This is a genomic window from Sphingomonas sp. BK036, from assembly GCF_004216825.1.
In the GTDB taxonomy this organism is placed as follows: domain Bacteria; phylum Pseudomonadota; class Alphaproteobacteria; order Sphingomonadales; family Sphingomonadaceae; genus Sphingomonas.
On record NZ_SGXR01000005.1, the window covers coordinates 91,627 to 105,260 of the forward strand.

Annotated in this window: 7 protein-coding genes; 1 reads left to right on the forward strand and 6 read right to left on the reverse strand. The window is 64.1% G+C overall.

Annotation, left to right across the window (positions count from 1 at the left end; all coding sequences use genetic code 11):
• Positions 1-227: 227 nt before the first annotated feature.
• The 6 genes from EV283_RS10745 to EV283_RS10770 form a co-directional block, all read right to left on the reverse strand.
• The gene (locus EV283_RS10745; RefSeq protein WP_130325243.1) at positions 228-2,285 is read right to left on the reverse strand and encodes a M13-type metalloendopeptidase; all 2,058 of its coding nucleotides are present in this window, start codon (positions 2,283-2,285) and stop codon (positions 228-230) included.
• Between the two features lie 874 nt (positions 2,286-3,159).
• Positions 3,160-5,346 (reverse strand): catalase/peroxidase HPI, encoded by a 2,187-nt coding sequence (gene katG / locus EV283_RS10750; RefSeq protein WP_242615961.1) that lies wholly within the window; start codon positions 5,344-5,346, stop codon positions 3,160-3,162.
• Positions 5,347-5,621: 275 nt separating this feature from the next.
• The gene (locus tag EV283_RS10755; protein WP_130325247.1) at positions 5,622-6,803 is read right to left on the reverse strand and encodes a TonB family protein; all 1,182 of its coding nucleotides are present in this window, start codon (positions 6,801-6,803) and stop codon (positions 5,622-5,624) included.
• Between the two features lie 204 nt (positions 6,804-7,007).
• The gene (locus tag EV283_RS10760) at positions 7,008-7,502 is read right to left on the reverse strand and encodes a nucleoside deaminase (protein ID WP_130325249.1); all 495 of its coding nucleotides are present in this window, start codon (positions 7,500-7,502) and stop codon (positions 7,008-7,010) included.
• Positions 7,503-7,560: 58 nt separating this feature from the next.
• Positions 7,561-9,021 (reverse strand): aminotransferase class V-fold PLP-dependent enzyme, encoded by a 1,461-nt coding sequence (locus tag EV283_RS10765; RefSeq protein ID WP_130325251.1) that lies wholly within the window; start codon positions 9,019-9,021, stop codon positions 7,561-7,563.
• Between the two features lie 338 nt (positions 9,022-9,359).
• The gene (locus EV283_RS10770; protein WP_130325253.1) at positions 9,360-11,648 is read right to left on the reverse strand and encodes a TonB-dependent receptor; all 2,289 of its coding nucleotides are present in this window, start codon (positions 11,646-11,648) and stop codon (positions 9,360-9,362) included.
• Positions 11,649-11,817: 169 nt separating this feature from the next.
• Between EV283_RS10770 and EV283_RS10775 the strand changes: the two genes are divergently transcribed.
• Entirely contained in the window at positions 11,818-13,341 is a 1,524-nt protein-coding gene (locus EV283_RS10775; RefSeq protein WP_130325255.1) for an alkaline phosphatase D family protein, read from the forward strand.
• Positions 13,342-13,634 lie beyond the last annotated feature (293 nt).

A 13,634-nucleotide genomic window follows, 5' to 3' on the forward strand; every position in this document is an offset into this window, starting at 1 on the left:
AGGCGCGCGGGGTGCTAACGACGCTCGCGATGCTGGGCCGGACCTCAACAATGGTCACCGCGGCGCTGCATAAGTGTTTGAAGTTGCGAGGCGGGGAGGGGGCGGGAATGACCGGTTAACGGTCTTCCAAGCGGATCGGCTGCGCCAGGGCGACCGGGCGAAATATGTCGCCCAAATCTTGAAATACGCATTTGTCGTCCGCCAGACGTATCTGGCGGACGACAGTGTTACCAGATTCGCACCCGGTCGGCCGGTGCGAGATACTGCTTCTGGCTAGGGTCGATCTTCCACGCGGCGTACCAGGCGTCGACGTTGCGCAACGGGTTCACCGCACGGATCTGGCCCGGCGAGTGCGGGTCGCTGACCAGCTGCTGGCGGAGCGCTTCGTTGCGGAACAGCGTCCGCCAGACCTGGCCCCAACCCAGGAAAAAGCGCTGATCGCCGGTAAAGCCACCGATCACCGGCGCGGGCTTGCCGCCGAGCGAGGTGTGATAGGCGTCGAGCGAGATCAGCACCCCGCCGAGGTCGCCGATATTCTCACCCATCGAGGCGCGGCCATTGATGTGAAGGCCGGGCAGCCCGTCGAAACTATACGCCTCATACTGGCCGCCGAGCCGTGCCGCCTGCGCCTCGAACTTGGTCGCGTCCTCGGCAGTCCACCAGTCGCGCAGGATACCGCGGCCGTCCGACTTCCGGCCCTGGTCGTCGAAGCCGTGGCTGATCTCATGGCCGATCACACCACCGATGCCGCCATAGTTCACGGCGTCGTCTGCCTTCGGATCGAAGAATGGCGGCTGCAAGATTGCTGCGGGAAAGACGATCTCGTTCTTGACCGAGTTGTAATAGGCGTTGACCGTCTGCGGGGTCATCCCCCACTCGGCCTTGTCGACCGGAATGCCGATCCGTGCTCGCCGGTAATTCCATTCGAAGCGTTGCGCGGCTTCGGCATTGCCGACGAGGTCGCCCGGCTTGATCTGGAGCGCGGCATAGTCGCGCCACTTGTCCGGATAACCGATCTTGACGTTGAAGCCCTGAAGCTTGTCGAGCGCCTGCTCCTTCGTGGCCGCGCCCATCCACGTCAGGTTGCTGATCCGCCCCGCCAACGCAACGCGCAGGTTGCCGACGAGCTGGTCCATCTTTGCCTTGGACGCGGGCGGAAAATAGAGCGCGACATAGTCTCGACCAATACCCTCGCCGACGCCGTTCTCGGCGAACGCAACTGCGCGCTTCCAACGTTCGCGCTGCTGCGGCTGCCCGTTCAGGAATTTCGAGCGAAACTCGAACTGCGCGTCGACGAAACGCTTCGACAGGAGTGGTGCGACATCGTCCGTGATGCGGAACGCCTCCCACGCCTTCAGCATCGCCAAGTCGCTCTCGGCGAATACCTTGGCGATGCCCGGGAAGGCGGTGTTCTGCGCGACAATCGCGCGGTCGGCAGCGTCGACGCCCGCCGCCTTGAAGAACGTCGCCCAGGGAAAGCCGGGCGCTTGGCGCGCCAGCTGCGCCGGCGTCGTCGGGTTGTAGGTCTTGTCGCGGTCGCGACTTTGCGCGCGCGTCCAGTGGACCTGGGCGAGTTTGGTCTCCATCGCCACGACGTTGCCCGCCGCGGTCTCGGCGTCCGGCCAACCCGCGAGGGTCAGCATCTGCGTCACATATTGCCGATACCGCGCAACCTGCGGGGCGAATTTGGGGTCGAGATAAAGGTCACGATCGCCGAGGCCCAGGCCGGACTGGCGCAGGTATAGCGCGTACACGTCCGGCTGCTTGGCGTCGTCGTTGACGCCCGGCGCGAAGAAGCTGGCGCCGAAACCGCCGAGCGAGCGCCCCATGAATCCCGCGATCTCGTCCTTCGACTTTGCGGCCTTAAGCGGCGCGAGGCGCTGGGCCAGCGGTGCCGCGTCGAGCTTCTCTGCGGTCGCGGTGTCCATAAAGCCCGCGTAGAGGATCGCGGCCTTCATCCGGTCGGGGTGCGCCGTGTCGGAGGCGCTGTAGCGGCCGATCAGGCCGCGCAGTCGCTGCTCGGAGATGTCGCGCAGCACCGCGAAGGCGCCGTAGGACGATCGATCCCGCGGAATCTGCGTGCGGTCCGCCCAGGCACCGTTGACGAAGCGGAACCAGTCGTCGCCGGGCTTCACGCTGCGATCCATCCCCGTCTGGTCGAAGCCCCAGCTGCCGTAGCTGGTCGCCGCGGTGTCATTCACCGGCGTTGCCGCGGTCGACTGCGGAGCCTGGCCGGCGACCGAACTCCCGATCGCGACGGCACCGAGCAGGGCAACGAGCGGCATATGCTTCAAAACCAACCATTTTCTCCGATCAAGGTCACTGCATCTTACCTTTATGATGGCTTCGCGCTAGCGGAAAAAACGCTCCGTGAATTGGTCAGTCAAAGATGCTGTCAAACGCACCTGAATGACCAACTGGACCGGGGCAATGCGATGATGACGCGCCGGATTGCTGTCGATCGCAACCTCCCGCTGAACGGGCTGGCCGCAACCTTCGTTAGGCACAGATCGCCGAACTCGGACGTCTGGGTTTTGACTGGGGTTCGATCGGGGAGGGGTGCCTGACGGCAATGAACAATGGCTAGGTTTACAGGAGATAGTCCATTTTGGCGCCGGAGCCCGAACCACGCTCCCCGCGGGTTGGACGTTGATCTACACTGCGCGCGTACGCTCGACGTAGATTGCGGACGGTCGGCGCGCCCTATGCCGTCGCCAAGCACGTCATCGGCAGTCCGACGAAACCAGCCGCGTTCGACTAGGCTGAAATATGCGCGTCAACCCGACCGCGCCGGAAACTGGGTCTGTGGTAGCAACATCAGGTCCGCGGCAGCCACTATCTGGTCACCGCCTTGCGTCATTTGCGATTGAAGGGGACGCGTCGCGCACGGAACGTCATTGAATGGCTCAAGTTGAAGAGTGCAGGCAGGACTGCAGGTTTTGCTTCTGAGGCATCCACCCCGCCGCGGAGGCTCGTATATTGCTCGTATAGAAATGAACGGAATCAACCAGCATGCGAGCAGTACAGCTTCGTATGCGCTGGCGAACCAGGCAACGAAATAAGCTGCGTCTATTCTGACGACGAAGCCGGTGGCGGATAAGCCACAGTCGGTCTGGACCTTGTCCAGACCGACGCAGCCTATCCGCCCGCCGACCTAGCTTACGTCGCCTGGTTGGACGATACGGGCTTGGCCGTAACGTCGAAACGGTCAGCGTTCATGACCTTGACCCACGCCCGGACGAAGTCGCGAACGAACTTCTGCTCGTGACCGTTCTCGGCATAGACTTCGGCCGTTGCGCGCAGCTGCGAGTTGGAGCCGAAGATCAGGTCGGTACGGGTCGCCTGCCACTTCTTCTCGCGACCGCCACGATCGTAGCCGATGAACTTCTCGTCGCTCGACGTGTCGACCAGATCCCAGAACGTGTCGTTGTCGAGCAGGTTGACGAAGAAGTCGTTGGTCAGCTGCCCCGGACGCTCGGTGAGTACGCCGTCGGGCGCGTCGCCGAAGTTTGCGCCGAGTACGCGCAGGCCACCAACCAGCACGGTCATCTCCGGCGCGGACAGCCCGAGCAGCGAAGCCTTGTCGAGCAGCAGCTCCTCGGTCTTCACCGGGTGACGCGTCTTCAGGTAGTTGCGGAACCCGTCGGCCTGCGGCTCCATCCACACGAAGCTCTCGACATCGGTCCAGTCCTGCGTTGCGTCACCGCGTCCGCCGAGGAACGGCACCGATACGTCGTGGCCGGCATCGCGTGCCGCCTTCTCGACCGCCGCCGAACCCGCCAGCACGATCGCGTCGGCCAGCGACATATCGCCGCGCAGTTCGTTCAGCTTGGCCAGTACGAGGCTCAGCTGCTCGGGCTCGTTGACCGGCCAGTCCTTCTGCGGGGCGAGCGCGATACGCGCACCGTTCGCACCACCGCGGTGATCCGACCGGCGATAGCTTGACGCCGACGCCCAGGCGGTCTTGACCAGCTGGCCGATCGTCAGCCCGCTCGACAGAACGGCGTCCTTGAACGCGGCGACAGCTGCGTCCGACGGCGCGGTGCCTTCGGGAACCGGATCCTGCCAGATGAGCGTCTCTTCCGGAACCTCAGGCCCGAGGTAGCGAACGCGTGGCCCCATGTCGCGGTGCGTCAGCTTGAACCAGGCGCGCGCGAACGCGTCGTCGAGTGCCGACTGATCGTCGCGGAAGCGAAGTGCGATCTCGCGGAACTCGGGGTCCACCTTCAACGCCATGTCCGCCGTCGTCATCATCGTCGGCACGCGCTTATTGGGGTCGCGTGCGTCGGGTGCCATGTCCTCCGGCTCCGGATTGACCGGCTGCCACTGCTTTGCGCCGGCCGGGCTTTCGGTCAGCTCATACTCATATTTGAACAGCAGGCGCAGATAGTCGCCGGTCCACTTGGTCGGGTTGTTCGACCACGCGCCCTCGATGCCCGAGGTCGTGATATGACCCTGGCCAATCTCCTCGCTGTCGGTCAGCCAGCCAAGGCCCTGCATGTGCACGGCTTCCGACGACGGGCTCTTGAAATGCGGCGCCGGCTTCGCGCCGTGCGACTTGCCGAAAGCGTGGCCGCCCGCGGTCAGCGCGACGGTTTCCTCCGAGTTCATCGCCATCCGCTGGAAGGTCGCCTTCATGTCGCGTGCGGACTTGAGCGCGTCAGGCTCACCGCCCGGGCCCTCGGGATTGACGTAGATGAGACCCATCTGGATCGCAGCGAGCGGCCCTTCGAGCTCGGGCATGTCCTCGCTGATGCGAGTCTGCGCGCCCTCGTTGACCCAGAGTTCCTCTGCGCCCCAGAACGTATCGCCCTCGGACGCGAACACGTCCTTGCGGCCGCCGGCGAAGCCGAACACGGGTCCACCCATGCTCTCGATCGCGACGTTGCCGGCGAGGATGAACAGGTCGGCCCAGCTGATGTTCTTGCCGTACTTCTGCTTGAGCGGCCACAACAGGCGACGCGCCTTGTCGAGGTTGCCGTTGTCCGGCCACGAGTTGAGCGGCTCGAAGCGCTGCTGACCCGACGACGACCCGCCACGACCATCGGTCACCCGGTAGGTGCCGGCGGCGTGCCACGCCATACGGATCATGAACGGGCCGTAATGACCATAGTCAGCCGGCCACCAGGCCTTGCTGTCGGTCATCAGCGCGGTCAGGTCTGCCTTGAGCGCGGCATAGTCGAGCTGCTGGAACGCCTCGGCATAGTCATATTCGTCGCCCATCGGGTCGGGGGAGACGCCGTGCTGGTGCAGCATGTCGATCGGTAGCGCATCGGGCCACCAATCCTTGTTCGTACGACCCAGCAGCGATCGGGCCTTAACCTCGCCGCCACCCTGCGGACCCATGGGGCAACCGCTGCTCTTGGGCTGTTCGTAATCGGCCATCTTGGCGTCCTCTCTCAATGGGCATTACCGTCTTGCCATGAGGATGCAGGATTTAGAGGATATTTGTCCAATCGATTATTCGGGAATGACCGATCATATCCGTCGATCACAGAAGGCGGGTGAGCGAGCGACGGTATGTCGCCGACGTCCGCCACGGTGGCGGGGGAAATGCTACTCGGGCATGGAACTAGGTGACGGCGTGTTACGACAGGTGAGGGCGTAACCTCTAGATTTCGCTAGTATAACGGCGATGGAGCCTCCTCCGCTGGCAAAGGCCTGCCTGGCGTCCCCATGACGTACCGCACGCGGTCCATGCAGCCGCTTGCGCCGGTCTCGGACGGGTTGCGGCTAAGCCCCATGAACATGGTCTTCGCCGCTTCGCCAAAGTCGCTGGTCGGCTCGGCGTCAAGCACCTTTACGTTCCCTAGCGCACCCCAGGGCGCAATGTCATAGGAGACGATTGCCCATCCCTCGATCCCGCGACGGCGATAGTCGTTCGGGTAGATCAACCGCGGCGCGCGCGTCCACTCGCCGAGCGTCTGGCACGCTGCAGGCTGGGCCGGCATGCTCTCGCGGGCCGGCGGCTCGGGCGCGGCCATTGGATCGGCGATTTTCCAATAAGGGTAGAGGCAGCCGCGCCGCGCGCCCTTTCCAAACCGGGACTGTTCCACCGCCTGCCGCGAAGCGGCGTCCAGTAGGGGTGATCGCGAACCAGCCAAGCTACGGACGCGCACCGGCTTGCCGTCGGCGTCGATGTCGTATCCGACCATGCTCCAAAGCGGCTGCCCTGGCTTGCCTGCGATCGTAGTGAAATCGGGAAAAGCGCGATTGAGCAGCGCCGGTGTCGGGTCGAAGCATGTCGTGTCGGTGGGACGGATGCGCCGCCACAGCGCCTCGGGAGCGCGGGCCCCAGTCGGGAACACGGTGTAGGCCATCGCGATCTCCGCAGGGACTTCATCCAGCGGCACCTGGTCCGGCGTGAAGGCGATGGAGCAGTCGTTGCGGATCATGCCCGTCGCAAAGCGCGCGGCTGCCAGCGCAGGCAGCAGGTCGCCAGTGCTTTGCCCGAAGCGTTGCTCCTCGCGCGCAATGCCGAGCGGCCGTCCGGTCGTGTCGATACGGAAGATGACGCGCACTGGCGCTTGCTTCATCCCGCCCCAGCTCAGCGTAGGGAGCGGGTTGGGCGCCTGTGTCACCACGACCGGTTGCTCACCGCACATAGCCGATCCCGCGCGCCATATCGTCATCGTTGATTGCGCCGCACCCGGCCCGGCGGCGTGTATCCCGGGATAGTCGGGCGTCTGCGATTGCATTACAGGTGGCGGTGACGGCGGAACTGATGGCTTGATGCCCTGCGCCCCGGCGACGACCGATCCGGCGATCCCCAACGGCACCCACGACCACCGCGTGACGCTCATACCAACCCTCCTGTCGCCGACGCCTGACAGTACAGGTCGTATGCAGCAGCGATACTGCCATGCGTTTGGGCGACCGGCAACGTGCCGTCGATCATTGGCCGGTCGATACGGCGTTCATCGCCGCACGCTGACCCTGCTCTTACACCAGAAGATGCGGCCGAATTTAGGAACGGCGGCCCGTTGCCGTGACGGCGTGCTGCCGCCTTAGAGGTTGGCCTGGTCTTCCTCGCTCAGGTCGGCATCAGGGCCGTAATAGAGCTCCGCACAGGTCTCGCGCAGGCAGCCGCCCTCGATCTCGATGTCGTCGCGATAGGCGTCCCCGATGAACCCGAGCGTATCGACGTGCTTGGCCTCGAAATACATCGGATGCACGTCATTGCGGCCGGCGCCGTAGACAACGCGGCCAACCTTCGACCAGATCGACGCCATCGTGCACATGCCGCACGGCTGGAGCGTCGAGTATAGCGTAGCCCCGCGGAGCTCGAGTTCGCCGGTTTGCTCGCACGCGCGACGGATCGCCATCATTTCGGCATGCGCAGTCGCGTCGGGCAGCTCCTTGGTCTGGTTGCGTTCGGCGGCGATCACCTTGCCGTCCAGCACGATGACGCATCCGAGTGGCGAGGTTGAAGGATCGCACCCTTTCGAGCGCGCGACGTTGATCGCCATCTGCATCCAATGTTCGTCGGTCTGGGTCTGCATTACGTTTCTACCTGGCTGAAGTTGTCGTAAGATCTGGGGAGCCGAAGTGGTTCCTCCGTCAGCCACGCACTACTCTGAGAGTCGCCTCCGTCGGGTCGACCGGATCCATGACGAAAGCGCCGGTATCACGGTTCGCGACAAGCCATGCGACATGCGCCGCGGTGATGCGCTGGCCCGGCACCAGCCGAGGGACACCGGGCGGCGCGGGGGCGATCATCTCCGCCGCGATCCGCCCTGCCGAGGCCTCGTATGCGACCATCTCTGCGGGACCGAACAGCGCTGTAGGCCCGGACATCGCCATGTCGACGGACAGGGTGCCGATCCCGGGCACAGGCGAGATCGCCGGCAGGATGGAGGGATCGGACGCGAGCTGCTTTACCAGATCCTGCAAGCCGCGGACGAGCGTGCGGAGGTCGGACCTGGTCGTACCCAGCGACAGAACCGCGAGAATATGCCGGGCGTCCGACAGCCCCATGCTGATCCGGTGATGCTTGTAGAGCCAGTCGTCGACGGCATATCCCGATACGCCCAGCGCCGAGACGTCGATCAGGACCTTGGTGACATCCAGATCACCGTCCGGTGGCAGATCGCCATGACCGAACACGCGTAGCGGCGCGATACCCGCAATCTTCTTGCGCACCCGTTCCGCAAGCTTGATGACGCCAGCCCACATCTGCTCACCGTTCAGCGCATGGTCGCGCCGAGTCGCATCGAGCGTGGCAAGGATCGGCACCGACGGGCTGGTGGTCTCGAAAAGTTCATAGGCCATCCAGAGACGCTGGCGATCGACCAGGTTGCCCTTGGCGACGATCACCGAACCTTGAGCGAGCGCTCCCATCGTTTTGTGTGCGCTGTAGACGGCGATGTCCGCCCCCTTGGTAAGCGGGTCGTCCGGCAGACCTTCGCAGAACGCGAACGCTCCGCCCCAGGCGGCGTCGACGATGAGGGGAATGCCGTGATCGTGACAAACAGAAGCAAGCGCCGCTATGTCACTCGTGACGCCATAATAAGTGGGGCTGACGACGATGAACGCCTTGGCAGTCGGATGCGCCGCCAGCGCCGTGCTGAGCGCCTGAGGCTCGACACCATGCTCGATGTCCCATGCTTCGTCGATCTGTACGGGCACGATGACGGCATCAAGCCCCGTTGCTAGCGCATAGGTGCGCTCGGCTTTATGAGCGTTTGCGGCGATCAATATGGTGTCGCCCGGCCCGGCGACGGACGCCATTGCGGTGTGAAGGCTTTGCGTGGACCCGCCGGTTACGAACCGGCAGAAATCGGCATTCCACGCCTCTGCCGCAATCTCGTGCGCCCGTTGAAGCGCCAGCTTGCCCTCGGTACGATCGTCGAGCCCCTTGGGAGTAAGCACGTCCGCTTGGAACACGCGCTTGCCGAGCAGTGCCTTCATCCCGCTGGGAATGACCGAGCCCTGATTGTGGCCGGGTGCGCCGAAGCCCACCACCGGCCTCTTTTCAATAGCTGCCAGTGCATCCGCCAACGGCGCGCTCTTCTGATCCATGCCCATCCCTCTCCTCATCGAGTGGGCTAAACGCACGGCCACCTGAAAGCCTCATGAGGCGCGTTAATCTTCTTTACTAAACAAGCAGTTATATGTTGGCAGCGGCCTCGAGCCTGTTCGCCAACCCCGCGTGAATTTCAGCGTTTGCCGGATGCGGCAACACCGTCATCGCGATACTAGCCGGACGTTGGAGCGGCCATATCGCTCGGTTGACACGCTTCCGAGGCCGCGGAGCGAATTGGCACGACAGAGGGGCAAAATGCCCAACCCGTATTGATCGGAAAGGAAGGCATTTCACAGTAACGGCACCGATCGAGCGGCGGCCGATGCCGTTTGCATCAGAAACGTCGGCGGATCGTGCCGAACACCTGCCGCGGCGATCCCGCTTGCAGCGTGTTGTTGAGCGAGGCCGCGGTGTTGAAGAACTGGCCCGAGCCGAGCGCAGCGATGTATTTCTCGTTGGTCAGGTTCACCGCGTTGACCTGAATCTCGACGCCGGCCAGCGCGCTGCTCGCCGGGAAGCGATAGCCGACTGCGGCGTCGAACAGCGCATAGCCCTTGACCGTCACGTCGCCGGTATAGGTGACGTTGCGCCGCGAGGTGTAGGCGCCCGCGACGTTGCCGAAGAACATGCCGTCATCGTAATTGATCTCGCCCTTGGCGAGGTGCGCGGGGGTGTCGACGGTGCGGACGCCCTTGGTAGGCACGAATGAAGCGCCGTTGACGGTGTCGTCGTCATAGGTGCTGTCGTTGTACGAATAGGAGGCGATCAGCGAGAGCGGGCGGGTAACTTGATAGGTCGCGCCGATCTCAACGCCGCGGCTGGTCACGCTGCCGACGTTCTGCAGGATGCTCGGGTTGCCAAGGATGTTCGCGCCACTGAACGCCGCGAGCAGCCGGTTCTTGAACTTGACGTCGTAGCCCGCGATCACGCCGCGCAAGCCGCCAAGATCGAACCGCCAGCCCGCCTCGACCGTGCGCGAGGTTTCGGGCTTGAGCGTATCGCGGATCGCCTCGAAGCCCGCCTGCGTCGTGCCGAAAGGTCCGCGGAACGAACTGATATAGGCGCGCATGTTTTCGGCATAATTGGCGAAAAACTCTTGCCGTCCGAGTCTGTAGGTCGCGCCGACCTGAGGCTGGAACCAGTCCTTTGCCGCGATCCTGCCGTTGATGAACGGCGTGCCGAACGTCGTCGTGATGCCGTTGGACACGCGCGTTCCCTTGAAGCCGCCGGCGATCGTCAGCGCGTCGAGGATCTTCCAGCTGTCGCTGACGAAATACTGGTTGGTGACGGTGGTGAGGTCGGTCAGGAAGTCGCTGCGGAACGGATTGGCGAGGAAGTCGGTGACGTCGGGGCGGTTCGTCAGGCTGGCGGCATAATAATTGCGGTCGGTGCTGGCGCGATTGTCCTCGTGCCAATAGCCGAACTGCAGCGTGTGATCGCCCAGCCGCGCGGTCGCGTTGGCGATGCCACCGTCGCGCTTGATGCCATATTCGGTGGTGCGAACCGACAGCGCGAAGCCATCGGGCGAGAATACCGCCGGGGTGTAGATGCCGCCGCTGCCCTTGTCGTAATGGTGGTAGTAGGTTGCGGTCGTATCGAGCCAGTCCGCGATCGGCATGTCGAGCGTCAGGGCACCGAGCCAATCGCGACGCACGCCGCCGCTGTCGTAATAGGTATCGTTTACGTTGGTGTACGGCGTCGGGAACACGACACCCGCGGTCGGGAAGGGCAGTGCCCGATTGGCGGCGCGCGCGGTCTGGTTCGCACTCACCTGGGACAGCCGGATGGCGGTCGCATAGTCCGGCCGCAGGAAGTCGAGCCCGTAACCGATCCGGTCCAGCGTTGCCGGCGACAGATCGGCGTAGTTGCGCTCCTTGTGGAGCGAGTAGTTGAGCCAGCCGGTCAGCGTCGCGTCGCCAAGCGTCTGGACGATCTTGCCGTTCACCTTTGTATCAGACTGGTTGCCATACCCCTTCCACTTGCTCGCGTCGTGGACCACGCCGGAGACCGACAGCAGCGTGCCCGTCGACAGCTTCCCACTGTCGAGCCGACCGTAAAGGTGCACAGTGTCGTACATGCCGTAGGTCAGCGCCACCTCGCCGCCCATCACCTGCGACGGCGCGCGAGAGACGAACTCGAGGTTGCCACCCAGATTGCTTGTCGAAGCGATACCGAGCGAGCCGGCGCCCTGCGACACGTCGACGCGCGCGATATTCTCGGCGGCGATCGCACGGCTGATGTGCAGGCCGTTGTGCCCGTTGTAGAACATGTCGCCAAGGGGGACGCCGTCGAGCGTATAGCCCATCTGGCTCTGGTTGAAGCCACGCACCGACAGGCGCGTGCCGAGCTCGTAGCTGCCAAACGGGTCGGAACTCTGGAGCGCGACGCCGGGCAGGCGGGCGACGGCCTTCAGCGGCGAGCTGCCCGGTGGAAGGATTTCGATCGCCTTGCGGGAGACGGTCTGTTCCTGGCGGACTTTCCCTGTGCCGTAGACGACGATCTCACCGTTCGTGTCCGGTGCGTCCTGCGTGGGCGCGGCGTCGGGCGACGTTTGGGCAAGGGCAGGGCTGGCGACAGCCAGCATCGCGCTTGCCGAGGCAAGCAAAAGCGTTTTCGAAATCACTGGGGTTCCCGCCTGGTGAGACTGTGGAGCGTCACCGCTCAAGCAGTGATCGTTGCCGCCCGACTAGGTTCGATTGAGGACGCTTTCATTACGACGACGCTACGGAATTGTGACGTTCGGGCCGATTGTCACGAACCGGTCACGTGCCGCCGATAGCGCGGTGGCCATCATGGCCGGTTCGGATATCTTTTGGCATCGTCGCGCGCTCATCGGCGCGATGGCGTCGCTTGCGGTGCTGCCGACGATCGGAATCGATGCCGGTGCGCGGGCTTACACTGATCCGTTCGCACTCGGTGTCGCTAGTGGTGATCCTAGCGCCGACGGCTTCGTGCTGTGGACACGGCTCGTCGGCGCGCAGCTCGAGCCGTTGCAGGCAGCGGCCGTCATGGTACGGTACGAGATCGCAACCGATGCCGCGTTTCGCAGGATCGTGCGGACCGGGAGGGGCCTGGCGCACCCCGAACGGGCGCATGCAGTGCATGTCGAGATCGTCGGGCTGCCCGCCGGGCGTCCCTATTGGTACCGTTTCCATGCGCTCGGTGCGACGAGCCCGGTCGGTCGCGCGGTGACGGTGCCACGGATTGCGGACCGGTTGCGGCTTGCGGCGACGTCATGCCAGCACTGGGAGCAGGCGCAGTTTGGCGTCTACCGCGATATCGTCGCGGCCGAGCCAGACATGATCCTGCAACTTGGCGATTACATCTACGAACAAAGCTATCCCGACGTCCCGCGCGTCCGCGCTTTCGGCGCGCCTGAGCCGCGCGACCTCGAGGGCTACCGACGCCGCCATGGGCTCTACAAGACGGATCCAGATTTGCAGGCGGCCCATCGCGCATGTCCGTGGGTGGTGACGTGGGACGATCACGAGGTGCTGAACGATTATGCCGGGCTTGCCAATCGCGAGGGCCTGCCGCCAGCACTGTTCGCGTCCCGGCGTGCCGCGGCGTCCCAGGCCTATTTCGAGCATATGCCGATCCGCCCGAGCCTGTGGCGCGGACGGCGTGAGGCTCAACTGTATCGTGCTGTCGACTGGGCGGAGCTCGCGTCGCTCTCGGTGCTGGATACGCGCCAATATCGCAGCGCGCCGCCCTGCGCTGCGCCGAACGTTGCGCGCAATGTAAGGCTTGATGCCTGTGCGGACGCCGCGGCGCCGTTTCGCACGATCATGGGCGATACGCAGGAACGCTGGCTATCCAACCGGCTGGGGGGTGAGACGCGTCCTTGGACGCTTGTCGCGCAACAGGTCTTTTTCGCGCCGCTGTGGCTCGACGGCGCGCACCGGTCGACGTTCAGCGATCAATGGGATGGCTATGCCGCCAACCGAGACCGAGTGCTGCGCGAAATGACGCGCCCAGCCGTACAGAATCCGATCGTCCTGAGTGGCGACGTGCACTCCTTCTGGGTCAATGATCTCGATGGTCCGAGCGGTTCGGCGATCGGCAGCGAGATTGTCACCTCGGCGCTCGCCGCCGCGTCGCCGCCAGCGGGTCGGTTTGGCGAGGTCGAACGCAATAATCCGCATATACGCTTTCACGATGTCGAGCAGGCAGGCTGGGTGAAGCTGGATATCGACCGCTCCGCGCTACGAGTCGAGATGCGGATGATCGCCGATCGCGGGGCCGCTCGCAGCGCCGCACGATCGTTAGCCACGTTTGTGACGCAGTCGGGCTCAAGAAGGATGGAACGGGACTAGTCTACGCCAGGACGATGGTCGGATGACCAACGCTCGATGACGAGAACTTCGAACGCGAGCGGCAATGTCCGGGTTTGAGTCGACCATTTCAGCCGCAATGGGCGAGCTCGATCTTGGCTCAGCCATGAGGGAATTCACGTCTAGGTTCAGGACCCATCGATGTAAGAGGCGCGATCTGACTCAGGCTCGGTGAGGAAAGTCGGTATAACCGACCAGCGTTTGCTGACGGACCAGACGATGGCAAGCCTGCGACCATAAGTGCATCTGCTCGAGACCATGGCAAACCGTGAGGT

Excerpts from the sequence above, each read along its gene's own strand:
- EV283_RS10745 (WP_130325243.1), bottom strand. The coding sequence starts at position 2,285 with ATGCCGCTCGTTGCCCTGCTCGGTGCCGTCGCGATCGGGAGTTCGGTC.
- katG (WP_242615961.1), bottom strand. The coding sequence starts at position 5,346 with ATGGGTCCGCAGGGTGGCGGCGAGGTTAAGGCCCGATCGCTGCTGGGT.
- EV283_RS10755 (WP_130325247.1), bottom strand. The coding sequence starts at position 6,803 with ATGAGCGTCACGCGGTGGTCGTGGGTGCCGTTGGGGATCGCCGGATCG.
- EV283_RS10760 (WP_130325249.1), bottom strand. The coding sequence starts at position 7,502 with ATGCAGACCCAGACCGACGAACATTGGATGCAGATGGCGATCAACGTC.
- EV283_RS10765 (WP_130325251.1), bottom strand. The coding sequence starts at position 9,021 with ATGGATCAGAAGAGCGCGCCGTTGGCGGATGCACTGGCAGCTATTGAA.
- EV283_RS10775 (WP_130325255.1), top strand. The coding sequence starts at position 11,818 with ATGGCCGGTTCGGATATCTTTTGGCATCGTCGCGCGCTCATCGGCGCG.